Origin of the sequence: Olleya sp. Hel_I_94 (assembly GCF_007827365.1) — a bacterium.
Lineage (GTDB): Bacteria > Bacteroidota > Bacteroidia > Flavobacteriales > Flavobacteriaceae > Olleya.
The window spans coordinates 20,858-44,575 of sequence record NZ_VISI01000001.1 but is presented as its reverse complement, the minus strand read 5'-3'; the positions used below and the strand labels follow the sequence as shown (position 1 = coordinate 44,575).

Sequence of the window (23,718 nt, the reverse complement as noted above, 5' to 3'; positions counted from 1 at the left end):
ATTGAAAAAACTAAGCTACATATTAATAATGTTAGGTGTTTTATGGTCTTGTGACTATTTTAAACCTGCACAACAAGAAAATGCTATCGCTAGAGTAGAAGAAGTTTTTTTATATTCAAGTGATTTAAAAAAGGCCTTGCCAGAAAATTTAAGCCAATCAGATAGTACTATTTTTGCTAATAACTTTATTAATAAATGGGCAACACAACAACTATTTGTGCAAAATGCGCAAGTTAATTTGTCTGATGCAAAATTGGAAAAATTTGATAGGTTAATACAACAATACAAAAATGATTTGTACAGTAAAGCCTATGTGGAAGCCTTAGTATCTAAAAACTTAGACACCACAGTATCAGTAACAGAAGCTGCTTCATATTACGATTTAAATAAAGACGCCTTTAAGTTAAATGAAGATCTAATTCAGTTTAGATATATTAATGTTGAAGCAAATCGCTTAGATTTAGAAAAAATTAAAACCAAATTTAAACGCTTTAATAAGTCAGATAAAAAAGAGTTAGATTCAATTTCAATACAATTTAAATCTTATTCATTAAAAGATTCGTTATGGATAAGGGTTGATCAGGTTATTAATAAAATACCTGTCGTGACATTAGATAACAAAAATGAATTGTTAAAAAAATCTAATTTTATACAACTCAAAGACTCATTAGGATTATATTTGATGCAAATAAATAATGTGTTGTTACGAAACGATACTGCTCCATTGGAGTACGTTAGACCAACCATTAACCAAATCGTTGTTAACAAACGAAAATTGGAATTAATAAAACAATTAGAAAAGGACATTACTAAAGATGCCATTAAAAACAAACAATTTGAAATTTACAATTAAAAGTAAAACGTTAAATGCCTTAGCGTTTATATTATTAGCAACGTTTGCTACTTCGGCTCAAGAAATAATTGACGAAACAGCACAAGAGCAAGTTAAAGATACCACTAATACAGGTGGAGCACTTAAAGTAGATGGTGTTGCTGCGGTAGTGGGTGATTACATTGTTTTAGATAGTGATATTGACAAAATGATTTTACAACTTAAAGCACAAGGTGCATCTATACAAGGTGTATCACGTTGTCAATTATTTGGTAAATTATTAGAAGATAAATTATATGCACATCACGCCATCCAAGATAGTATTGTTATTAGTGATGCCGAAATTCGTTCATACGTAGACCAACAAGTTCAACAATTTTTACAACAAACTAATGGTAACATGGATGAGTTACTTAAGTTTTATAAAAAAGAAGACGAAGTTAGTTTTAGAGAAGAAATGTTTGAAATTAACAAAAGCAATAAGTTAGCTTCTGAGATGCAAAAGAAAATTATTGCAGATATAGAAGTTACTCCAGAAGAAGTGCGTCAGTTTTTCAATAAAATACCAAAAGAAGAACGTCCAAGATTTGGAACAGAATTAAAAGTAGCACAAATTATTGTTGAGCCTAAAGTAAGCGATGAGGAAAAACAACGTGTTATAGATCGATTAAAAGAATTTAAGAGAGAAATAGAAGAAGACGGTAAAAGTTTTAGATCTAGAGCAGCTTTTTATTCTGCAGATCCAGGTTCTAAAAAAGCAGGAGGAAAATTACCTCCAATGAATAGATCTAAACCAAGAATGGTTAAAGAGTTTAGAGATGTTGCCTTTTCTTTACAAGAAGGAGAAATATCAGAGCCTTTTGCTACAGATTACGGATACCATATTATCTATTTAGAAAAAATTAGAGGTCAAGAATATGATGTAAGTCACATTTTATTAGTTCCTGAAATATCTGATGAAGAAGTTTTAGAAGCCAAAGAAAAAATTGAAAAAATAAAAGCAGACATAGCTAAAGGTGATTATACTTTTGCTGATGCAGCAAGAGAGTTTAGTGACGAAAAAGAAACTAAATACCAAGGTGGTCAATTAATTAATCCACAAACTCAGGATTATAATTTTGAACTAACTAGAATGGATCCGGAATTATATGGGCAATTACAAGGTCTAGAAAACAACACAATTAGTGAGGTGTTAACAGATACTGACAGACAAGGTAATATCAAGTTTAAGTTGGTAACAGTAACGGATAGAATTGATGAGCATGATGCTGATTATGCACGTGATTATTTAAAAATTAAAGAATTAGCTTTAAACGAAAAGCAATTTGATGCTATCGGTAAATGGCAAAACGAAAAAATATTAGATACTTACATTAAAATTAGCGAATCTCACAGAGATTGTGACTTTAGTAGTAACTGGTTAAAAAAATAAGTAAAACATATGTCAGACGTTGCAGCAGTAAAATCTCTGGTAACAAAATATAATGCATTAAGACAAGAAGTAGCAAAAGTTATTATAGGTCAAGATGATGTTGTTAATCAGATTTTAATTTCTATTTTTTCTGGTGGTCATGCCTTATTAATAGGTGTTCCAGGATTAGCTAAAACGTTAATGGTTAATACAATTTCGCAAGCACTAGGACTAGACTTTAAACGCATACAGTTTACACCAGATTTAATGCCTAGTGATATTTTAGGAAGCGAAATCCTAGATGAAAGCAGACAATTTAAGTTTATAAAAGGACCAATATTTTCTAATATTATATTGGCAGATGAGATTAACCGTACACCTCCTAAAACACAAGCTGCTTTGCTAGAAGCAATGCAAGAGCGTGCAGTAACCGTTTCTGGGCATCATTATAAATTAGACTTACCATACTTTGTTTTAGCAACACAAAACCCAATAGAGCAGGAAGGGACTTATCCACTTCCAGAAGCGCAATTAGACCGTTTTATGTTTGCTATAAACCTTGATTATCCTACTTTTCAAGAAGAAGTAGATGTAGTTAAAGCAACCACATCAGATCATAAACCTAAAGTTAATGCGTTATTTACTGCTCAAGAAATCACAGATTTCCAGCAACTAATTAGACGTATTCCTGTGGCAGATAATGTCATAGAGTATGCTGTAACTATGGTAGGAAAAACAAGACCACTTAGTGAAGCTGCTTCAGATCTAGTTAAACAGTATGTAGATTGGGGAGCAGGTCCTAGAGCTTCTCAAAACTTAATTTTAGCAGCTAAAACACATGCTGCTATTAACGGTAAATTTTCTCCAGATATAGAAAATGTTCAAGCTGTAGCAACAAGTATATTGCGTCACAGAATGATTAAAAACTATAAGGCTGAAGCCGAAGGTGTAACCATCGAACATATTATTAAAAGCCTTTTTTAATATGAGTTTGAAGCAATTTAAAGTTCCGTTGGTGCTTTTAGTTATTGGTATAATATTAACCATAGTAGGAGCCATGTTTAAAATACAACATAAACCTTATGGTAGTCTATTATTAACAGCAGGTACTTTTATAGAATTTTGCGCTATATTTTTAGGTATTATCAAATTAATTAAAGTAGCTAGACAATAGCGATTTACCCTTTATTTATTGGAAACTATAACAACATATAAACAAAGAATATTTGGTTTAGATGTCGTTAGAGCATTGGCTATTATTTTAATAATATGCTCTCATGCCACGTTGCTATTATTTCCGGATTCTCAATCCAGTATCATAAAAACTATACAGTTTTTTGGAACTATTGGTGTTGATTTATTTTTTATTTTAAGTGGTTTTTTAATTGGTACCATCTTAATAAAGCATATAGCACGTAATAAAACTTCTATTACAGATTTTATTAATTTTTGGTTACGACGTTGGTTAAGGACATTGCCAAATTATTATCTGGTTTTAATTATAAATATTGGGTTGTTATTCCTGTTTAATTTGGACGCTCCAAATCAATTATATAAGTATTTCTTTTTTCTTCAAAATTTATCTCAAAAACAATCTGATTTTTTCACTGAATCTTGGAGTTTGACAATCGAGGAATTTGCTTATATAATAGGACCAGTTTGTTTTATTCTATTACGAGTGATTTTTAAAAAGGTGACAAAATGGATGTTTTTATTAACTACATTAGTCATTATAGCAAGTGCTATTTATCACAAGTTTTTGTTTGATAATATGGCATCAATAGCTATTCAAGATTTTTCATGGAGTAAGTCGCTACGTAAAGTCGTGGTCTACAGGATAGATAGTATTTACTATGGCTTTATTGGTGCTTTTTTTGCTTTTTATTACAGCAATACTTGGGTGCGTTACAGGTATATAAGTTTGATAATTGGTGTCTTCTTATTTATAGGAATTCATCTATTAATACTATTTAATCAATTAAATCCAGATAGTTTTAGTACGTTTTTTAATGTTTATTATTTATCGCTCTTATCCATAAGTATACTGCTTACATTTCCTATGTTTTCCAATTGGCAATCAAGTCAATTTTTATCAAAAACTATAACTAATATTAGTTTGTGGTCGTATTCAATATATTTAATTAATTACTCTATTGTGTTGTTAAGTATCCAGCATTTTACAAAAAACTTAGAACTAACTTATGTAGGTAAGTTTGGTGTTTTATTTTTATATTTAGTTATCACTTTTGTGCTTTCCTACCTGCTATTTACCTTTTTTGAATATCCAATTCTAAAATTTAGAGATTCTAAAAGGTACAAACGATGGTTTGAAAATTAGATTTCTTGTTAATTTATTATTTTATAGTATCTTATTTTATCATTTTACTACATTTAGGTAGTTAATATTCTTTTTTATTGAATTTAATTCAATGAATATTCAATTTCCTTATATATTTTTAAAATGCTTCAATTTTTCGTAAATTCGCAAGACTTTAAAACAAATTAACAACCCTTAAAATTCATACTATATGGCATTTGATATTGACATGATAAAAAAGGTATACAGCCAAATGACAGAACGTGTTGACGCAGCACGTAAAGTTGTAGGTAAACCTTTAACACTTTCTGAAAAGATTTTGTATTCTCACCTTTGGGACGGAACACCTAATAAAGCCTTCACAAGAGGTAAAGACTATGTGGATTTTGCTCCAGATAGAATAGCATGTCAAGATGCTACTGCACAAATGGCTTTATTGCAATTTATGCAAGCAGGTAAAGATAAAGTGGCAGTACCAACAACGGTTCACTGTGATCACTTAATCCAAGCTAAAGAAGGTGCTGCAACAGATTTAAAACACGCAAATAGCGTAAGTAGTGAGGTTTTTAACTTTTTAGAATCTGTATCTAATAAATACGGTATTGGTTTCTGGAAGCCAGGAGCTGGTATTATCCACCAAGTAGTTTTAGAAAATTATGCATTTCCAGGAGGAATGATGATTGGTACCGATTCTCATACAGTAAATGCTGGTGGTTTAGGTATGGTGGCTATTGGTGTTGGTGGTGCTGATGCAGTAGATGTTATGGCTGGAATGGCTTGGGAACTTAAATTTCCTAAATTAATAGGTGTAAGATTAACAGGTAAATTATCTGGATGGACTGCACCAAAAGATGTTATTTTAAAAGTTGCTGGAATTGTTTCTGCTAAAGGTGGAACTGGAGCAATTGTTGAATATTTTGGTGAAGGTGCCAAAGCAATGTCTTGTACTGGTAAAGGTACAATTTGTAACATGGGAGCAGAGATTGGAGCAACAACTTCAACTTTTGGATACGATGAGTCTATGGAGCGTTATTTACGTGCTACAGATAGAGCAGATGTTGCAGATGCAGCAAATGAAGTTAAAGAGTATCTAACTGCAGATACTGAGGTTTATGCAAACCCAGAGCAATATTTTGATCAAGTAATAGATATTAATTTATCAGAATTAGGACCATTATTAAATGGACCGTTTACTCCAGATTTATCAACTCCAGTTGGTAAAACAATGGGAGAAAAAGCAACTGAAAATGAGTGGCCAATTCAAGTAGAATGGGGACTTATTGGTTCTTGTACTAACTCGTCTTATGAAGATTTATCGCGTGCATCATCTATTGCACAACAAGCTTTAGACAAAGGCATAAAAATGAAAGCAGAATTAGGTATTAATCCAGGTTCTGAGCAAGTTCGTTTTACAGCAGATAGAGATGGTATTTTAGGAATCTTTGAAAAATTAGATGCTAAAATATTTACTAATGCTTGTGGTCCATGTATTGGACAATGGGCAAGATATAGCGATCCTAAAAATGCACCAAAAAATAGTATAGTACACTCGTTTAACCGAAACTTTGCTAAGCGTGCAGATGGTAACCCAAATACACATGCTTTTGTAGCCTCTCCAGAGATTACAGCTGCTATTGCTATTGCTGGTCGTTTAGACTTTAACCCTTTAACGGATTCGTTATTAAACGAAAATGGAGAGGAAGTTATGTTTGATGAGCCAACAGGATGGGAATTACCTCCAAAAGGTTTTGAAGTTAAGGATAACGGTTATTTAGCTCCTGATGAAGATGGAAGTGGAGTAGTAGTTAAAGTCGCTTCAGATTCTGAAAGATTACAATTATTAACACCTTTTACGCCTTTAGGTAATGATATTTCTGGTGCTAAATTATTAATTAAAGCATTTGGAAAATGTACAACAGACCATATTAGTATGGCTGGACCTTGGTTACGTTTTAGAGGACATTTAGATAATATTTCTAACAACTGTTTAATTGGTGCTGTTAATGCATTTGGAATGAAAACTAACTTTGTTAAAAATCAAATAACAGGAGAGTTTGGTGGAGTACCAGATACAGCTAGAGAGTATAAAGCAACAGGAATTAAAACTGTAGTAGTAGGAGACCATAACTATGGTGAAGGTTCTTCTCGTGAGCATGCAGCTATGGAGCCAAGACACTTAGGTGTTGCAGCGGTAATAGTTAAATCTTTTGCTCGTATCCACGAAACAAACCTTAAAAAACAAGGTATGTTAGGATTAACTTTTGCAAATGAAGCTGATTATGATTTAATCCAAGAAGATGATACCTTTAACTTTATAGATTTAAATGAATTTGCGCCAAATAAACCATTAACTTTAGAGTTAGTGCATGCAGATGGTAGCAAGGATACAATTGTTTTAAACCATACTTATAATGAAGCTCAAATAGCTTGGTATAACGAAGGAAGTGCGCTAAACTTAATTAAAAAAGAGAATAACGCATAATTTTTGATTTTTTATAAATTTAAAACTCCTGATTTTTATCAGGAGTTTTTTTATGATCATAATTAAAAACGATTACAATTTATAAGTCTGAGTGATAATGACTTAAAGGTTTAATTTTGATTTTATACAATTATCAATAAAAACTATTTTTATTGAGTATTTTCTATCAAATTGTAGCTGTATTTTGAATAATTGATGGTTAAAATGTAATTTATTTGATTAAAACGTAAGGTATTGATTTGTTAATCGACTCTTTAAAGAAAAATTAATTAATTAAAACCAAGATTATGATTAGAAAAATGTATTTAGCTGTTTTAGCTTTAGGAGTATTAAGTGTATCATGCAGTAGTGATGACGACGCAACTGCACAACAACCAGAAACGTCTACTTTAACATTAAACCTATCCGATTTAGAAGCGTTGGGTAATGATTTTGTTTATGAAGGTTGGATTATTGTTGATGGATCTCCAGTATCCACAGGAACATTTAGTGATGTTACGTTTCCAAAAACATTTCAAGTATCAAGTTCTCAATTAGCTTCTGCTTCAGCATTTGTGTTGTCTATCGAGCCAGCTTTAGATTTAGATCCAGCTCCAGCTGAAACAAAAATTTTAGCAGGAGATTTTTCAGGTAGTTCTGCAAATGTAAACTCAAATTTAGTTGCAGATTTCTCTGCAGCAGCAGGAAAATTTATTTTAGCAACACCAACAGACGCTGATGACACTAATGAAGAAAGTGGAGTATGGTTTTTAGATAATGCAACTGGAACAGCTGTTGCAGGATTAGATTTACCAGTACTATCAGATGGTTGGGTATATGAAGGTTGGGCTGTAATTGATGGTACTCCAATAAGTACTGGTACTTTTACAGATCCAGCGATGGCAGATGCAAATGCATCAACATCACCTTTTAAAGGAGATTTAGGAGATGGTCCAGGTTATCCAGGTGAAGATTATTTACAAAATGCGCCTATAGGATTTGCGTTTCCAACTGATTTAAGAGGAAAAACTATTGTAATTTCAGTAGAGCCTAGTCCAGATAATAGTACAGCTCCTTTTACGCTAAAACCATTATTACAAACGGTAGCAACAGATGCAACTGTGCATACCTCTATAGCAATGGGAACAGGACCTGTACAATCATTATCAGGAACAGTAAACAGATAAAAACAAATAGTTTTGTTACTTTTGAAGCACCTAAATTATTAGGTGCTTTTCTTATTTTATAGTCATGAAAAAACCGTTGTTTTCGCTTAAAAATTTAGTTTACTTAGCTATAGTTTTAATATTAGTAATTCCGTCAAGTAGACAGTTTGTACAAATTCAAATCCACAAAGGGTTAGCTTTGTTTGCTCCAAACGTAGAGAATGAAACAGATAGAGTACAAATTAATAACTACAATTGGAATTTAATAGATTTGGATAATAAGGTATACAATTTCCGTCAAGCGGAAAATAAAATCGTGTTGATCAGCTTTTGGGCTACATGGTGTCCACCTTGCATAGCAGAGCTACCTAGTATGCAAAAATTATATGAAGCCTATAAGGATAAAATAGAATTTGTTTTTGTTTCCAATGAAAAACCTGAAACCATTAAAGCCTTCATGAAAAAAAACAATTATTCTTTTAAGGTTTATAGTCCGTTAGATGCACCTAACATAGAATTATTTAATGTAAATAGCATTCCAAGAACGTTTTTAATAAATCAAAAGGGAGAAGTTGTAATCGATAAAAATGGTGCAGCAAATTGGAATAGTGATTCGGTTAAATCAATAATTAATAAATTGCTTAAGGACTAAAGTGTTTTAAAAAAAGCTTTTATAAAACTCCAAGAAAATAACGAAAACATAATTTGTAATTCTTCTTTAAACGACGAGTCTTCATCTAAAAATCTAAACATAGTTTGAATTGAATTTTTAGAGTAAAATTTTTCAAAAATCCATTCACCTTTATGGTTTTCGTCCTTTAAAACTTTTAAAAATATTTTATCATAAAACTTATATTTTGTTTTAAATAAGTCTGTTGATGGTGTATTGTTTGCTTTAATATTAGCAATTATTGTCGCAACTTTTTTTTCTGTTAACTTAAAAGAATAACCTGTACTACCTTTTACCCAACCACCAGCTGTTCCTATTTTAGTAATGTTTTTGGTGTTAGATTGCTCAAAAGGGAAATTGGTCATTGGTATTTGACCCATTTCGGTTTCAATAATTTGGTAATCTTCAATTTTCAAATAGTCTTTAATGTATTTTTTAATATAACTATCATAAACATGTTCTTCTACTGTATGTTCAGTAAAGTAAGTAAACTCTACTAAAGCTTCACGTTTATTAAAAGGTAATACATAGTTAAAAGTGGTTTGATCACCATCTTTTAATCTATAATCCATCATGGTAATAGTGTCAGGATTAAAAGCGTCTGTGTTAGTTTTTATTATCCAACCTTTAAAATGTTGTGTTATGGTCGTGTATTGATCTAATCTTGAAATAGCATCATGAGCTATGCGACTATCAAATACATGATTGGCAGTGTACGAATTTTTATTGGTGTTTACCGTTATAATATTGTCATCCGTTACAGAGTTTGCAGTTTCTGTTATAAATGTTATATTTTTATTCTGATTAAGAATTGCTAAAGCATGCGAATAAAAATCAATAGCACGAATGGTTTTATAACTGTAAGGATTAAGCTTTAAATCAATAGTTTTGTTTGAAGCAAAAATGGTTGCTTTTGACCATTTTTGGTGAATAATATCTTCCCATAAACCTGTATTTTGCTCCCAGAAACTCCAAGTTTTATCATTACTTGTTTTAGTGGATGGGTCTATTAAAGCGATGCGCTTATTTGCAAAATGGCTATCATTGTTAAATGCTAAAGCAAGTTGTAAGCCAGCTAAACCATTACCAATAATAATATAGTCATAATGGTTTTTAGACATTATTTAAAAAGTATATAATAATTTATCTTTTGAAATACTTAAACGGTACAAATAACATCCCGAAACATTCACCATCACCTTTACCTAGATGTTTATGATGAATTTTGTGCGCACGTCTTACACCTTTTGCGTACCAATTATTAGCGTTTCTAAATATTTTAAAACGTTGGTGTATAAAAATGTCATGAACTAAAAAATAGGCTGCACCATATGCCATGATACCTAATCCAATTGGTAGACAATACCAAACGTTTTCGTAGTTCCATAGATAAAAACAGGTCATACTTACAATAGCATAAAATATAAAAAAAGCATCGTTACGTTCAAACCAACTGTCGTGATCCTTGTGGTGGTGATCTTTGTGAAGACTCCATAAAAAACCATGCATGATGTATTTATGTGTAAACCACGCCATAAACTCCATTGCAGTGAAAGTTCCTAAAAAAACTAATATGTAATATATTGTTTGCATTATTATAATAAGTTGAGTTGATATTTAACATAGCTTCGTGTTAAGAGTTCTGCTTTTTTATAATTAGGAACTCTAATACGTGTGTTTTTGATTTCTAAAGCTGGTGTTTTCTTTAATTTTTTTAATAATTGATTGTAATAACGGTAAGCCATAAAAACTCCAAACTTAGCTTCAATAGGTAATTGTTTAATGCCTTTTAAGCCTTCATTAAAATCGTTTTCTATATCATTGATTATGTATAGCTTATCCGATTCAGTTAAATTTGTTAAGTCCGTATTTGGAAAATAGGTTCTATCCAATAATTCGTGATCAGCTTTTAAATCTCTTAAAAAGTTAACCTTTTGAAAAGCAGAACCTAAGGACATTGCTGTGCTTTTTAAAGTTTCATACTTTTCGTTATCTCCTTTTACAAATACTTTTAAGCACATTAACCCAACAACATCTGCCGATCCATAAATATAATCCTTATACTCTTGATCAGTAGTATATTTAGTTTTGGACAGGTCTAGTCTCATGCTTTTCATGAAAGAGTCAACCATATGCTTGTCAATATTACATTTATGATAGGTATGTTGAAAAGCGTTAAGTATAGGATTTAAGCTTATCTTATCTCTAAGTGCAAATTCTAAATCGTCTTCAAAGCGTTTAAAAAGCTCTTTTTTATTGTACTCATGAAAAGTGTCTACAATTTCATCAGCAAATCTTACAAAGCCATAAATATTATAAATATCTTGTCTTATGGTATTGGCAAGCATTTTTGTAGCTAAAGAAAAAGAGGTGCTGTAAGATTGCGTAACAATCTTGCTACAGTCGTATGAGACAGAATCGAATAATGTTTTCATTTTAAACGTTATGATGTTTATTAATTAATTCTGCTACTAGTTTTCCTGAAATTAGAGCAGGAGGGACACCTGGTCCAGGAACTGTTAATTGTCCTGTAAAGTAGAGATTTTTCAGTTTATTACTTTTTAAATTTGGCCTTAAAAAGGCGGTTTGTAGTAATGTATTTGCCATTCCGTAGGCATTACCTTTATATGAATTGTATTCTTTTATAAAGTCTTTAACACAAAAGGACTCTTTAAAGATAATATTATTTTTAACATCTTGTTTTGTTAATTTCTCAAAACGTTCTAAAATAATATTTAGATACTTTTCTCTTATCTCAGTAGTGTCTTCAATTCCTGGAGCTATTGGTATTAAAAAAAATCCAGTCTCACAACCTTTTGGTGCCATACTATTATCTGTTATTGATGGAAAATTAGCATAAAACAAAGGGTCTTTTGGCCAACTTGGATTGTCGTAAATTTCTTCAGCGTGTGTCTCAAAATTTGTATCGAAAAACAAATTATGATGTTGCACATTGTTTAATTTTTTGTCAAAACCGATGTAAAAAAGTAAAGATGAAGGTGCAAATGTCTTTTTACTCCAATATTTTTCTGAGTATTGTCTGTGTTTTATGTCTAACAATGTTTCGGAATGGTGATAATCTGCACCACTTAAAACTACATCAAATTGAAGTGTTTGGTTGCCAACAATTATTGCTGTTGCTTTTTTGTCTGACACATTAATTTTAGTTACTGGACTATCGGTTTTTATAGTAACGCCTAAGCTTTCAGCCAATGATGACATGGCTTTGATAATCTCATACATGCCACCTTTAGGATGCCATGTACCTAAACCAAAATCGGCATAATTCATAAAATTATAAAACGATGGTGTTTTGTTTGGTTTGGCACCAAGAAATAAAACAGGAAACTCTAAAGTTGAAATTAATTTAGGGTTTTTAAAGTTTTTTCTAACATCTCTGCTAATGGTTTTAAAAAATTGGTCAACACGCATTATAGTTTCTGGTGTTACTAATTCTAAAGGTGATATTCCAGGCTTTAATACCACTTTATTAATAGCGATATCATAATTAGTGGCAGCTTTATTAATAAACTTTTTTAACGGAACAGAACTACCTTTTTCTATACGTTCAAATTCGGCACATATTTTTTCTAGGGTATCACCAATAGTAATTTCGTCATCTTTAAAAAATATTTTATATGCAGGCGAAAGTTTATCTAATTGATAAAAGTCAGATGTTTTTTTATTGAAGTCTGCAAAAAACTTATCAAAAATATCTGGCATCCAATACCAACTTGGACCAATGTCAAAGGTAAAGCCTTCTTTTTTTAACTGTCTACAACGACCACCAACAGTACTATTTTTTTCAAAAATAGTTACGTTATGTCCAGATTGCGCTAAGTAACAAGAGGCTGAAAGTGCTGAAAATCCAGAACCAATAATTGCGATATTTTTACTCATTTATACTAAAACGTGTTGTAAAGATTCAAGAACCTCTTTAGTGGATTGATACGATGCTATTTTAGGGTTTAAAGTACTGTCTATAAAAGCAGTCATTCTTCCTGAAATTATTAATTTGTTGTTTGTGTTTTTTAATATTTTGGAATTAAAATCAGCCAAATATTGGTTAATGTCGTCTTTTTCGGGCTTAACCGTAAAACACGAAATAAAAGTGATGCTATCGTATTGTGATTTTAAAAACTCTAAACTGTCTAAAGGGACACTTTGTCCTAGATATATTGAGTGAAATCCTTTATTAATTAATTCGTAATTGGTAAATAATAAACCTAATTCATGTACTTCATTATCTGGTAAAAACAACACATACACTTCACTACTGCCTACTAAATTCTTTTTGTTTAAAGAGGTCTCTATGTTATAAACAATCTTTTGTTTAATAAGTTCTACTATAAAATGCTCATGAGCAGGCGTTATGGTGTCTGTTTGCCATAACATACCAATTTCATCTAATAATGGTACAAATACTTTATAGAAAATATCATCAAAGTTTAACTCTGTTTTTAAATCTTCGTAAGTTGTAAAAAATAACGATTGATCAAAATTGAACATAGCCAATTTTAAAGCGTTAATGTAATGGTTATTACCCTCTTTTTTTTCGGCAATCTGCCTAACAATAGTTGGTATATCTTTACTATCCAAATTAGCTATTTTAGATATTTTGTAACCGTTATTGTTTAGGTAGCTTATGTTTAATATTTTTTGAAGACTAGATAAACTGTAATATCTAATATTAGTTTCTGTTCTGTTAGGTTCAAATAGATTGTATCGCTTTTCCCATATTCTTATGGTGTGCGCTTTGATACCTGAGAGATTCTCAAGATCTTTAATACTAAATTTAGTTTTTATATTGTTCATTGTTTAGCTAAATTAATTAAACAAAATGAATTTCAGCTATAAAAACGTGAACATTTTGAAATAATTAACAAACTGCATCTTTTAATACGGTTTTAGATTAAATATTTTTAAGAAATAGAATGTATATAGGCTCCTAATGTTAGGTGTGAAGCAAAAAAAAAGCTAAGCAAGACGCTTAGCTTTTTGTGACCAGACTGGGGCTCGAACCCAGGACCATCTCCTTAAAAGGGAGATGCTCTACCAACTGAGCTATCTGGTCAGTAAAACAATTTTTATATTTTGTAATAGTCACAAAATAAATTCAAACTATAGCTTGAAAATAAGTGACCAGACTGGGGCTCGAACCCAGGACCATCTCCTTAAAAGGGAGATGCTCTACCAACTGAGCTATCTGGTCATTTGTTTTACGAGGGTGCAAATATAATAGCTTTTATTAATAATACAAGGCTATTTTTGATTTTTTTTTTGTTTTTTTGTTTCTCAAATATGTATGGTTTTAATAATCAATTTATAAGCTTAAAAATGAATTTAATTTTTATTGGATATATGGCTTCAGGAAAGTCAACAATTGGTCAGAAAATGGCAGAAAAAATGGGATTTAAATTTATTGATTTAGATAATTATATTGAGGAGTTTGAAAAAATGAGTGTTTCTGATATATTTAAAACTAAAGGTGAAATCCATTTTAGAAAACTTGAGCAGACCTATTTAAAACAAATAACCTCCAATACAGATCAAACAATAATTGCGTTAGGAGGAGGTACACCTTGTTTTTATAATACTATGGAATGGTTAAATAAACTAGATGATTTTAAGACTATTTATTTAAGAACTAATTTAGATATTTTGACAGACCGATTATTTTTAAATAAAACAAGACCATTAATTAGTCATCTAGAAACTAAAGTTGCTTTAAAAGACTTTATTGCTAAACATTTATTTGAGCGCTCTTATTTTTATAATCAAGCAAGCGTAGTTGTTGAAGCTACTAATGATGAAGAAGAGACAATTAATAATATTTTAAAAAAGTTAATTTAAATAAGCTTTCCACTCTTTACCTTCTAGATCTACCTGAACATGCTCATTTAAAGAGGTTGACAACGATATACCCTTATAATCTGCTTTTACCGGAAATTTTTTATGATTTCGGTTTACTAAAACAGCAGTTTTAAATTGTTTTAAAGGGACTTCTAAAAAGTGTTTTACACAGTAAATTAAAGTAGTACCTGAATTTAACACGTCATCAATTAAAACAACCGATTTGTTTTGATATTGTTCCGGTTTTAGAGAGGTCTTTATTAGGTCTCTTGGGTTTTTCTTGTCTATGGATATTTTACAAAGCGTTGGTTGGATTGGAGATATTTTTGCTAAAATGGTTTTCAGTTTTTTTGCTAAAATATAACCATTCGCATCTATACCAGCTAAGACAACTTCTTCCTCATTTATATTTGCCTCATATATTTGAAAAGCAATTCGTCTTAACTTATTGTTAATGGCACTATTATCTAATATTACATCTTTTAAAACACTCATAATACTATTGCTCGTTTTCTGCGTTTAAATTGTCTAAATCTCTTCTGTCTTTTTTTGTTGGTCTTCCAACACCTTTTTTTCGGTAATAATCCTTGGCTAATTTAAGCATTTCTTGTGCTTCAAAAGCGGACTTAGGCGTGTTATCTACACGATAAATATCTACAAGTTTAGCACCAACCCTGTTTGGAGGAATATCCAAAACGGTCAATTTATAGTTAACCTGGTCTTTTCTAAGTTCAATTATATCTGTTGGATAAACTTCTCTACTAGCTTTAGCTACACTACCATTTACCTTAATGTGGCCTTTTTTACATGCAGTCGTTGCTATGTTTCTTGTTTTAAAATGTCTAACACACCATAAATACTTATCTACTCGCATACAAATTATCTAAAATTGACGTTAAGGTTATTGTGCAAAATTATATTAAAATGTATCTTGCACATCAAAAATAAGAATAATGAATTTAAGAAAAATCACTTTTGCGTTATTAGTTGTGTTAGTTACTGCATTTTCATGTGGTACAGATGATGGAGATACATTTACTTTTGTGCCTAGAGATAGCCAAGAGGTTTATGATGAGAACATTGTTGAGATAGAGGCGTTTTTAGCCACACATACATATAATTATGATGAATTTGATTTTGCTAATCCATACTCATTAGCTAACGATACGTTTAAAATTGTTTTTGATACAATTAGTGAAGCAAATAACAATTTAGATGCGATAGCATTACTAGATAGACCAGAGTTATTATTTAAAACGGTTACTCAAGGTGATGTAGATTATAAACTATATTATTTAAGTGTTAGAGAAGGGTTAGGACAAGCAACACACCCTTTGGATGCAGTAAATGTAACATATAATGGTACTTTATTGGATGGGACAGAGTTTGATGGAGCAGATGTTGATGGTCTTACTTTTAATTTATCATCTGTAGGTTCGTCTTTTGGAGTAGTTGATGGTTTTAGAGAAGCTTTAGTTGAATTTAGAATGCGTGATGGCTATACTGAAAATGGTGATGGAACTACAACAAACCATAACTATGGTATTGGAGCAGCTTTTATTCCTTCTGGGTTAGGTTATTTTTCAACAGGAACAACATCTATACCAAGTTACTCTCCTATTAATTTTACATTTGGATTACTAACTAGAATTGATACCGATTATGATTTAGATTCAATCCCTTCACATTTAGAAGATTTAGATGGTGATGGTGATGGTTTAAATGAAGATACTGATGGTGATGGTGTAGCTAACTTTATTGATAATGACGACGATAATGATGGTGTGTTAACTATTGATGAAGATATCGATCAAGATGGAGACCCAACTAATGACGATACTGATGGAGACGGAATACCAAACTATTTAGATTTTGATACTAATTTATCAAACTAAAAATTAAATATTATATAAAAAAAGAGCCACTTTATAAAGTGGCTCTTTTATTTTATGATTGTTTGAAATTTATAACATAACAGATATACTAAGTATTAGTTGTTCTGGTCGCGTATCTAATCTATTTGGATTTAATACTGATACATTATTATTAATAATAGTCGCTTCGTTATTATTAAAGCCTCTCTCGTATCTTAAATCTATACAAATCTTATCCAAGCTTAATCCTATTCCAAAATTTAATCCTACAGAAAAGTCATCTTCTATAGTGTTAATTGTAGCATTTTCAAATTCGCTATCCATTATATATTGTAAGGATGGACCTGCAAAAACTTGTATAGGACCTAAAACTTTTAAGCCAATTAATAATGGAGCATCTAATTTTTGTAATTCAAATTCGCCAGCAGTATAATCGCTTTTTGTAGTAGTATAAACCAATTCTGGTCTAAAGTATATTTTGGTGCCAATTTTTCCAAAAACACCAACATGGTAGCCAACGCTTCTATCTGGATTTTGATAACTGTTAGAAATAGACTCAAAGTAATCTCCATTACCATTGTAATTTACACCACCTTTCAAACCAAATCCATTTCCATTTTGGGCATAACCTAAAGCTGAAAATATAAGTATTCCAATAGATGTTAAAATTACTTTTTTACTTAAGTCTGAATTATAACCTAAGCCATTCTGAAATTTTTGTAAAATGTTCATAATTGTCGTTTTTTGATTAACACTAGTTATAACGATAATTATGCCAAATTATTTTAATGCTTAATAGACAGTGTTTTACAAAATAAAAAAGCGTTTAAAACACAAGGTTTTAAACGCTTTACTATGTAATGAGATAGTGTTTTTACTTTCTTGTAATCACTTTTTCTGCTGCTTTAACAATAGCATCAGCATTTAGACCGTACTTTTCCATTAATTGCGCTGGTGTCCCTGACTCACCAAAAGTATCGTTTGTAGCAATAAACTCTTGTGGTGTAGGTTGATGTTGTGATAAAACACGTGCAACACTTTCTCCTAATCCTCCTAAGTGGTTATGCTCTTCAGCAGTAACAACACATTTAGTTTTTTTAACAGACTCTATAATAGCATTAGCATCTAATGGCTTTATAGTATGTATGTTTATTACTTCGGCAGAAATACCCTTATCATTTAAGGTTTTTGCAGCTTCTAAAGCTTCCCAAACTAAATGTCCCGTAGCAACAATTGTTACATCAGTACCTGTTTGTAATTGTACAGCTTTACCAATTTCAAAAGTTTGATCTTCTGGAGTAAAGTTAGCTACTTTTGGACGTCCAAAACGTAGGTAAACTGGTCCTTCATGACTTGCAATTGCAATAGTAGCAGCTTTGGTTTGATTGTAATCACAAGTGTTTATTACAGTCATACCTGGTAACATTTTCATTAATCCAATATCTTCAAGTATTTGGTGTGTTGCACCATCTTCTCCTAAAGTTAAACCTGCGTGAGATGCACAGATTTTAACGTTTTTGTCAGAATATGCAATACTTTGTCTAATTTGATCATAAACACGACCTGTAGAAAAGTTAGCAAATGTACCTGTAAAAGGAATTTTTCCTCCAATAGTCAAACCTGCAGCAATACCCATCATATTAGCTTCTGCAATTCCAATCTGAAAAAAACGTTCTGGGTTTTCTTCAATAAACTGATCCATTTTTAAAGACCCAATTAAATCTGCGCAAAGTGCTACAACATTAGGATTTGTTCTTCCTAACTCTGTTAATCCGTCTCCAAAACCTGATCTTGTATCTTTACTTCCTGTATTTGTATATGTTTTCATGTTGTCTTAATTCAAGTTGATTAATAGTCGCCTAAAGTTTCAGGGTTTTGCTCTAATCCAATAGCTAATTGCTCGTCATTAGGTGCTTTACCATGCCAAGCATGTGTATGCATCATAAAATCTACACCATTACCCATTATTGTTTTTAGTAATACACAAACAGGTTTTCCTTTACCTGTTAAACTTTTTGCTTCTGCCATTCCTTTTAAAATAGCATCAATATTATTACCAGCTTCAATGTCTATAACTGTCCATCCAAAAGCTTCAAATTTAGCTCTAAAACTTCCCATTGGTAATACAGTATCTGTTGACCCATCAATTTGCTGTCCATTTAGATCTATAGTTGCAATAATGTTATCTACTTTTTTAGCAGATGCATACATAATTGCTTCCCAGTTTTGACCTTCTTGCATTTCGCCATCTCCATGTAAGCTATATACTAAATGTTTGTCTCCATTTAATTTTTTTGCTTGGGCAGCACCTAAAGCAACACTTAAACCTTGACCTAAAGATCCTGATGCAATCCTAACACCTGGCAGTTTTTCATGTGTTGTTGGGTGACCTTGTAGTCTTGTGTTAATTAATCTAAAGGTGTTTAATTCTTCTACAGGAAAATAACCCGTTCTAGAAAGTACACTATAAAATACAGGTGAAATATGTCCATTTGATAAAAAGAAAAGATCTTCTCCAATGCCATCCATATCAAAACCTTCTTTTCTATCCATGATGTTATCATAAAGTGCTACTAAAAATTCTGCGCAACCTAATGATCCTCCTGGATGTCCAGAATTTACTTTGTGTACCATACGTAAAATGTCTCTACGTACCTGTGTGGTTAAATCTTCTAATTGTTGTGTGCTTGCCATGTTTTATGGGTTAAATATTTTGTTCCAAAATTAGGATTTTAATAGCCCACAACCAAGATTATTGAGGACACTTATTAACCAAATGGCTAGATTTCTTAACAATTCATTCATTTTAAAAAAAGTATTAACAAAATTTTCAATTTTAGGAAGTATTTAATACCCTTTGCATTTTTCTTACATATATTTGCTAGCTGAAGATTAAAGAGATATAATGACTTTCGATTTAAAAGCAAAAGACACACAAAGTAACGCTAGAGCAGGAGTAATAACTACAGATCATGGTGTAATTGAAACACCAATTTTTATGCCTGTTGGTACTGCTGGAACTGTAAAAGGTGTGCATCAAAGAGAATTAAAAAACGATATTAATCCAGATATTATCTTAGGTAATACCTATCACTTATATTTAAAACCTCAAATAGATGTTTTAGAAAAAGCTGGTGGATTACATAAATTTATGAACTGGGATCGTAATATACTTACGGATTCTGGAGGTTATCAAGTCTACTCTTTATCAGGAAATAACAAGATTAAAGAAGAAGGTGTTAAGTTTAAGTCTCATATTGATGGTAGCTACCACACTTTTACGCCAGAAAACGTAATGGAAATCCAACGTAGTATTGGAGCAGATATTATTATGGCATTTGACGAGTGTACACCTTATCCTTGCGAATATAACTACGCTAGACGATCCATGCACATGACGCATCGTTGGTTAGAGCGTTGTTTAACACATCTTGATAAAACACCTTTAAAGTACGACTACTCACAATCTTTTTTTCCGATTGTTCAAGGTAGTACGTATAAAGATTTACGTAAGCAATCAGCCGAGTATATTGCAGGTGTTGGAGCAGAAGGTAACGCTATTGGTGGTTTGTCAGTAGGTGAGCCAGCAGAAGAAATGTATGCTATGACAGAGGTTGTAACAGATATACTACCATGGGATAAACCACGTTATCTAATGGGTGTTGGTACACCAATTAATATACTAGAAAATATTGCATTAGGTGTAGATATGTTTGACTGTGTAATGCCAACACGAAATGCAAGAAACGGAATGTTATTTACTGCCTTCGGATCCATAAATATTAAAAACCTTAAATGGCGCGACGATTTTTCGCCAATTGATGAGATGGGTATTACTTACGTAGACACGGAATATAGTAAGGCATACTTACGTCACTTATTTAATACAAATGAATTATTAGGTAAGCAAATCGCAACCATACATAACTTAGGTTTTTATTTATGGTTGACTAGAGAAGCAAGAAAGCATATCTTAGCAGGAGACTTTAGAACTTGGAAAGATAAAATGGTAAAACAAATGAATAATCGTCTATAAGTGAAAATATTAGACTGGTACATATTAAAACGTTATCTAATGACTTTTGCGGTCATGCTACTGTTGTTTATACCAATTGGTATTACAGTGCATTTAGCAGAAAAAATTGGTAAAATACTAGAAAACAATGTGCCTTTCGGCGAAGTCATGCAGTACTTGTTAGACTTTACAATATACTTTGCACATCTACTTTTTCCGTTATTTTTATTCTTATCAGTAATTTGGTTTACATCAAAATTAGCAAATAATACAGAGGTTGTAGCGTTTTTAAGCTCAGGTGTATCGTTTACACGATTTTTAAGACCTTACTTAATTGGAGGCGTAATTGTTGCTTTATTATCCATTGTCTTAGGATTATATCTAGCACCTAACGCTAGTAAAGGGTTTAATAATTTTAAATATAAATACCTCTCAGGTAAAAAAGAAAATAATAATACCAATGTATTAAAGCAGATTAATGACAACGATATTATTTACGTTACAAGCTTTGATACAAAAAATAAAACAGGAGTAAATTTTACTTTAGAGCATTTTGAAGAAGGTAAAATGACCTATAAAATTAGTGCATCTAACCTAAGATATATCGAACAGGATTCAGCTTACATACTCCGTAATTACTTTAAAAGAACCATTGGAGATAATGATGATGTGTTGGATATTCAACGAAAAAAAGACACAATCTTTTCATTTGATTTAGAAGATTTAACACCAGAAAGTTACATAGCTGAAACCTTAAGGTACGATGAGCTAGTTAGATTTATTGATAGAGAAGAAAAACGAGGCTCTAAATATATAGGTCGTTACAAGTTAGCTAAATATCAAAAATGGAGCTTACCAGTTTCAGTATTTATACTTACAATTATTGCAGTAGCTGTATCGTCTAGAAAACGTCGAGGCGGAATGGGAGTCAATTTAGCATTTGGGATTTGCATAGCCATGGTTTTTGTCTTTTTTGATAAGATATTTGGTACATTAGCCTCTCAGTCTAACTTTTCACCATTGCTAGCAGTGTGGTTTCCTAATATAATTTTTGGGGTTTTAGCCTTTTTCTTGTTACGCAATGCAAAACGATAAATTAAAAAATTACCTTCACTTACATGTCCTAGTTTTTATAGCTGGATTTACTGCTATTATCGGTAAATTAATAACAATCAACGCTGTTAGTCTAGTGTGGTATAGGATGTTAATGGCTACGGTTTTAATGTTTATTTACATTAAAATTGCCAAAGTCGATATTTCTATTACCAAAAAAGCATTGATTAAATTATCAATTGCAGGAGTAATAATAGCATTACATTGGATTACTTTTTTTGGAGCCATACAAGTAGCTAATGCTTCTATTGCTTTAGCAATGTTCTCCACAGGTGCTTTTTTTGCATCCTTTATAGAACCTATAATCTATAAACGTAAAATTATTGCTTATGAGATTGTTTTTGGTCTTATCGTGATTTTAGGTGTGTATTTAATTGTAAAAAGTGAGTTTAAATATATTGACGGAATGATTTTAGGAATTATTTCTGCATTTTTATCCTCATTATTTGCAGTCCTAAACGGAAAGTTTTTAGAGGAGCATTCTGCAACCAAGATTTCATTTTACGAGTTTTTAAGTGGAGTTTTTTTTATTTCACTTTACATCTTGCTTTTTGGAGATGGTTTTAATTTAAATCATTTTAATATATCGCTATCAGACGGTTTATGGTTGTTTGTGTTAGCATCCGTTTGCACAGCCTATGCATTTATAGCCTCTGTTTATGTCATGCGCTATATTAGTCCTTATACAGTAGTGTTAACTTATAATTTAGAGCCTATTTATGGAATCATTTTGGCATTGATGCTATTTCCAGAATCTGAGACTATGTCACCTTCATTTTACATTGGTGCATTTATAATTTTAGGGGTTGTATTACTTAATGGAGTCCTTAAAAATTTAAAAAAAATCAGAAAGAATAAAAGCCCACAAACTAATTGATTATCAAATTTTAACGTTAAAATGTGCGCATTTTAATCATAATCTTAAAATTTGAAGTAAAAAAAATGTAATTTTGCATGCTAACATATAAACAAAACTATCGTTCCCTATGGAATATTTAGAATTTGAATTACCAATTAAAGAACTGGAAGAGCAATTAGGAAAGTGTCAAGTTATTGGAGAAGAGAGTGATGTAGATGTGACACAAACTTGCAAGCAAATCGAGAAAAAGCTTATTGCTACCAAAAAAGATATATATAAAAACCTGACGCCTTGGCAAAGAGTACAAATGTCACGTCATCCTGATAGACCTTATACTTTAGATTATATTAAAGCTATATGTGGAGAGTCGTTTTTAGAGTTACATGGAGACAGAAACTTTAAAGATGATAAAGCCATGATTGGTGGACTAGGTAAAATAGGTGACCAAAGCTTTATGTTTATTGGTCAACAAAAAGGGTTTAATACAAAAACTAGACAATACCGTAATTTTGGTATGGCTAATCCAGAAGGCTACCGTAAGGCTTTAAGATTAATGAAGTCTGCTGAAAAATTTGGAATACCAGTAGTAACATTATTAGATACGCCTGGTGCTTATCCTGGTTTAGAAGCTGAAGAGCGTGGACAAGGTGAGGCTATTGCTAGAAATATTTTAGAGATGACACGTTTAAAAGTGCCAATTATTACAATAGTAATAGGTGAAGGTGCTTCTGGTGGAGCTTTAGGTATTGGTGTAGGAGATAAGATTATGATGTTAGAAAACACATGGTATTCTGTTATATCTCCAGAATCTTGTTCTTCAATTTTATGGAGAAGCTGGGAATATAAAGAATTAGCTGCTGAAGCTTTAAAATTAACAGCTACAGACATGAAAAAAATGAAGATTGTAGATGATATCATTAAAGAACCTTTAGGAGGTGCACATTCTGATAGAGAAACAACTTTTAAATCTGTAACAGAAGCTATTCTTGGTGCATACGACGAGTTTAAAAACTTATCACCAAAAGATTTAGTAAATAAGCGTATAGAAAAATATTGTGATATGGGTGTTTTTAAAGGGTAGACCTTATAAAACCATTTGCTAACAAAATCTGAAGTGTAATGCTTCAGGTTTTTTTTATGCTTATTA

General features: G+C 31.4%; 24 protein-coding genes and 2 tRNA genes. 14 read left to right on the top strand and 12 right to left on the bottom strand.

Features of this window, described 5'->3' with window-relative positions; genetic code table 11:
- Position 1 precedes the first annotated feature (1 nt).
- The 8 genes from JM82_RS00215 to JM82_RS00180 all read left to right on the top strand — a co-directional run bounded on the left by JM82_RS00215 (position 2) and on the right by JM82_RS00180 (position 8,839).
- Positions 2-853 carry a peptidyl-prolyl cis-trans isomerase gene (locus JM82_RS00215; RefSeq protein ID WP_261375206.1) on the top strand — a complete coding sequence of 284 codons (852 nt, stop codon included), beginning with the start codon at positions 2-4 and terminating at the stop codon, positions 851-853.
- Positions 816-2,264, top strand: coding sequence for a peptidylprolyl isomerase (locus tag JM82_RS00210; protein ID WP_145000075.1), 1,449 nt, complete (start codon positions 816-818; stop codon positions 2,262-2,264). Before JM82_RS00215 ends, JM82_RS00210 begins: the two co-directional genes overlap by 38 nt.
- Before the next feature lie 9 nt (positions 2,265-2,273).
- Entirely contained in the window at positions 2,274-3,227 is a 954-nt protein-coding gene (locus JM82_RS00205) for an AAA family ATPase (RefSeq protein WP_145000073.1), read from the top strand.
- 1 nt (position 3,228) lies between these two features.
- A complete protein-coding gene (locus tag JM82_RS00200; RefSeq protein WP_145000071.1) occupies positions 3,229-3,417 on the top strand; it encodes a GldL-related protein in 189 nt (62 codons plus the stop codon).
- Between the two features lie 18 nt (positions 3,418-3,435).
- Positions 3,436-4,581 (top strand): acyltransferase family protein, encoded by a 1,146-nt coding sequence (locus tag JM82_RS00195; RefSeq protein ID WP_145000069.1) that lies wholly within the window; start codon positions 3,436-3,438, stop codon positions 4,579-4,581.
- Between the two features lie 190 nt (positions 4,582-4,771).
- The gene (locus JM82_RS00190) at positions 4,772-7,042 is read left to right on the top strand and encodes an aconitate hydratase (RefSeq protein ID WP_145000067.1); all 2,271 of its coding nucleotides are present in this window, start codon (positions 4,772-4,774) and stop codon (positions 7,040-7,042) included.
- Positions 7,043-7,329: 287 nt separating this feature from the next.
- On the top strand, positions 7,330-8,208 hold the full coding sequence (locus tag JM82_RS00185) for an anti-sigma factor domain-containing protein (protein WP_145000065.1): 879 nt from the start codon (positions 7,330-7,332) through the stop codon (positions 8,206-8,208).
- 64 nt (positions 8,209-8,272) lie between these two features.
- Complete coding sequence (locus tag JM82_RS00180) at positions 8,273-8,839, top strand: TlpA family protein disulfide reductase (RefSeq protein ID WP_145000063.1); 567 nt, start codon at positions 8,273-8,275, stop codon at positions 8,837-8,839.
- Here the strand turns inward: JM82_RS00180 and JM82_RS00175 are convergent.
- From JM82_RS00175 to JM82_RS00145, 7 genes are all read right to left on the bottom strand, one after another.
- A complete protein-coding gene (locus tag JM82_RS00175) occupies positions 8,836-9,978 on the bottom strand; it encodes a lycopene cyclase family protein (RefSeq protein ID WP_186439159.1) in 1,143 nt (380 codons plus the stop codon). The two genes, JM82_RS00180 and JM82_RS00175, sit on opposite strands and share 4 nt — an antisense overlap.
- A gap of 22 nt (positions 9,979-10,000) precedes the next feature.
- Positions 10,001-10,450 carry a sterol desaturase family protein gene (locus JM82_RS00170; protein WP_145000059.1) on the bottom strand — a complete coding sequence of 150 codons (450 nt, stop codon included), beginning with the start codon at positions 10,448-10,450 and terminating at the stop codon, positions 10,001-10,003.
- A 2-nt stretch (positions 10,451-10,452) separates the two neighbouring features.
- Positions 10,453-11,292: a phytoene/squalene synthase family protein gene (locus tag JM82_RS00165; RefSeq protein WP_145000057.1), complete on the bottom strand. Its 840-nt coding sequence runs from the start codon at positions 11,290-11,292 to the stop codon at positions 10,453-10,455.
- Position 11,293: 1 nt separating this feature from the next.
- Positions 11,294-12,757, bottom strand: coding sequence for a phytoene desaturase family protein (locus JM82_RS00160; protein WP_145000055.1), 1,464 nt, complete (start codon positions 12,755-12,757; stop codon positions 11,294-11,296).
- Entirely contained in the window at positions 12,758-13,672 is a 915-nt protein-coding gene (locus JM82_RS00155) for a MerR family transcriptional regulator (protein ID WP_145000053.1), read from the bottom strand. It lies immediately after the preceding gene.
- A 186-nt stretch (positions 13,673-13,858) separates the two neighbouring features.
- Positions 13,859-13,931, bottom strand: a tRNA-Lys gene (locus JM82_RS00150).
- Positions 13,932-13,996: 65 nt separating this feature from the next.
- Positions 13,997-14,069: transfer RNA gene (locus JM82_RS00145), tRNA-Lys, on the bottom strand.
- 125 nt (positions 14,070-14,194) lie between these two features.
- On the opposite strand from JM82_RS00145, the gene JM82_RS00140 reads away from it, so the two are divergent.
- Entirely contained in the window at positions 14,195-14,710 is a 516-nt protein-coding gene (locus JM82_RS00140) for a shikimate kinase (protein ID WP_145000050.1), read from the top strand.
- On the opposite strand, the gene JM82_RS00135 is transcribed toward JM82_RS00140, so the two are convergent.
- Positions 14,702-15,205 carry a phosphoribosyltransferase family protein gene (locus tag JM82_RS00135; protein ID WP_145000048.1) on the bottom strand — a complete coding sequence of 168 codons (504 nt, stop codon included), beginning with the start codon at positions 15,203-15,205 and terminating at the stop codon, positions 14,702-14,704. The two genes, JM82_RS00140 and JM82_RS00135, sit on opposite strands and share 9 nt — an antisense overlap.
- A gap of 4 nt (positions 15,206-15,209) precedes the next feature.
- Positions 15,210-15,584 (bottom strand): RNA-binding S4 domain-containing protein, encoded by a 375-nt coding sequence (locus JM82_RS00130; RefSeq protein WP_145000046.1) that lies wholly within the window; start codon positions 15,582-15,584, stop codon positions 15,210-15,212.
- A 79-nt stretch (positions 15,585-15,663) separates the two neighbouring features.
- Between JM82_RS00130 and JM82_RS00125 the strand changes: the two genes are divergently transcribed.
- Positions 15,664-16,605: an FKBP-type peptidyl-prolyl cis-trans isomerase gene (locus tag JM82_RS00125; protein WP_145000044.1), complete on the top strand. Its 942-nt coding sequence runs from the start codon at positions 15,664-15,666 to the stop codon at positions 16,603-16,605.
- A gap of 69 nt (positions 16,606-16,674) precedes the next feature.
- Here JM82_RS00125 and JM82_RS00120 read toward each other — a convergent pair whose 3' ends face one another.
- The 3 genes from JM82_RS00120 to JM82_RS00110 form a co-directional block, all read right to left on the bottom strand.
- On the bottom strand, positions 16,675-17,316 hold the full coding sequence (locus tag JM82_RS00120; protein WP_145000042.1) for an outer membrane beta-barrel protein: 642 nt from the start codon (positions 17,314-17,316) through the stop codon (positions 16,675-16,677).
- Between the two features lie 142 nt (positions 17,317-17,458).
- Positions 17,459-18,412, bottom strand: coding sequence for a transketolase family protein (locus JM82_RS00115; protein WP_145000041.1), 954 nt, complete (start codon positions 18,410-18,412; stop codon positions 17,459-17,461).
- Positions 18,413-18,432: 20 nt separating this feature from the next.
- Positions 18,433-19,278 carry a transketolase gene (locus JM82_RS00110; RefSeq protein WP_145000038.1) on the bottom strand — a complete coding sequence of 282 codons (846 nt, stop codon included), beginning with the start codon at positions 19,276-19,278 and terminating at the stop codon, positions 18,433-18,435.
- 211 nt (positions 19,279-19,489) lie between these two features.
- Between JM82_RS00110 and tgt the strand changes: the two genes are divergently transcribed.
- The 4 genes from tgt to JM82_RS00090 all read left to right on the top strand — a co-directional run bounded on the left by tgt (position 19,490) and on the right by JM82_RS00090 (position 23,652).
- Entirely contained in the window at positions 19,490-20,620 is a 1,131-nt protein-coding gene (tgt, locus tag JM82_RS00105) for a tRNA guanosine(34) transglycosylase Tgt (RefSeq protein ID WP_145000036.1), read from the top strand.
- Positions 20,621-21,694, top strand: a complete 1,074-nt coding sequence (locus JM82_RS00100; protein ID WP_145000034.1) for an LptF/LptG family permease — start codon at positions 20,621-20,623, stop codon at positions 21,692-21,694. It abuts the gene before it with no gap.
- Complete coding sequence (locus tag JM82_RS00095; protein WP_145000032.1) at positions 21,681-22,589, top strand: DMT family transporter; 909 nt, start codon at positions 21,681-21,683, stop codon at positions 22,587-22,589. Before JM82_RS00100 ends, JM82_RS00095 begins: the two co-directional genes overlap by 14 nt.
- Positions 22,590-22,698: 109 nt before the next feature.
- The gene (locus JM82_RS00090; RefSeq protein ID WP_145000030.1) at positions 22,699-23,652 is read left to right on the top strand and encodes an acetyl-CoA carboxylase carboxyltransferase subunit alpha; all 954 of its coding nucleotides are present in this window, start codon (positions 22,699-22,701) and stop codon (positions 23,650-23,652) included.
- The last annotated feature ends 66 nt before the right edge of the window (positions 23,653-23,718 follow it).

Coding starts and splice junctions, on each gene's coding strand:
- JM82_RS00205 (WP_145000073.1), top strand. CDS start 2,274: ATGTCAGACGTTGCAGCAGTAAAATCTCTGGTAACAAAATATAATGCA.
- JM82_RS00140 (WP_145000050.1), top strand. CDS start 14,195: ATGAATTTAATTTTTATTGGATATATGGCTTCAGGAAAGTCAACAATT.
- JM82_RS00170 (WP_145000059.1), bottom strand. CDS start 10,450: ATGCAAACAATATATTACATATTAGTTTTTTTAGGAACTTTCACTGCA.
- JM82_RS00135 (WP_145000048.1), bottom strand. CDS start 15,205: ATGAGTGTTTTAAAAGATGTAATATTAGATAATAGTGCCATTAACAAT.
- JM82_RS00180 (WP_145000063.1), top strand. CDS start 8,273: ATGAAAAAACCGTTGTTTTCGCTTAAAAATTTAGTTTACTTAGCTATA.
- JM82_RS00155 (WP_145000053.1), bottom strand. CDS start 13,672: ATGAACAATATAAAAACTAAATTTAGTATTAAAGATCTTGAGAATCTC.
- JM82_RS00160 (WP_145000055.1), bottom strand. CDS start 12,757: ATGAGTAAAAATATCGCAATTATTGGTTCTGGATTTTCAGCACTTTCA.
- JM82_RS00200 (WP_145000071.1), top strand. CDS start 3,229: ATGAGTTTGAAGCAATTTAAAGTTCCGTTGGTGCTTTTAGTTATTGGT.
- JM82_RS00190 (WP_145000067.1), top strand. CDS start 4,772: ATGGCATTTGATATTGACATGATAAAAAAGGTATACAGCCAAATGACA.
- tgt (WP_145000036.1), top strand. CDS start 19,490: ATGACTTTCGATTTAAAAGCAAAAGACACACAAAGTAACGCTAGAGCA.
- JM82_RS00125 (WP_145000044.1), top strand. CDS start 15,664: ATGAATTTAAGAAAAATCACTTTTGCGTTATTAGTTGTGTTAGTTACT.
- JM82_RS00210 (WP_145000075.1), top strand. CDS start 816: ATGCCATTAAAAACAAACAATTTGAAATTTACAATTAAAAGTAAAACG.
- JM82_RS00110 (WP_145000038.1), bottom strand. CDS start 19,278: ATGGCAAGCACACAACAATTAGAAGATTTAACCACACAGGTACGTAGA.
- JM82_RS00090 (WP_145000030.1), top strand. CDS start 22,699: ATGGAATATTTAGAATTTGAATTACCAATTAAAGAACTGGAAGAGCAA.
- JM82_RS00120 (WP_145000042.1), bottom strand. CDS start 17,316: ATGAACATTTTACAAAAATTTCAGAATGGCTTAGGTTATAATTCAGAC.
- JM82_RS00185 (WP_145000065.1), top strand. CDS start 7,330: ATGATTAGAAAAATGTATTTAGCTGTTTTAGCTTTAGGAGTATTAAGT.
- JM82_RS00095 (WP_145000032.1), top strand. CDS start 21,681: ATGCAAAACGATAAATTAAAAAATTACCTTCACTTACATGTCCTAGTT.
- JM82_RS00130 (WP_145000046.1), bottom strand. CDS start 15,584: ATGCGAGTAGATAAGTATTTATGGTGTGTTAGACATTTTAAAACAAGA.
- JM82_RS00115 (WP_145000041.1), bottom strand. CDS start 18,412: ATGAAAACATATACAAATACAGGAAGTAAAGATACAAGATCAGGTTTT.
- JM82_RS00165 (WP_145000057.1), bottom strand. CDS start 11,292: ATGAAAACATTATTCGATTCTGTCTCATACGACTGTAGCAAGATTGTT.
- JM82_RS00175 (WP_186439159.1), bottom strand. CDS start 9,978: ATGTCTAAAAACCATTATGACTATATTATTATTGGTAATGGTTTAGCT.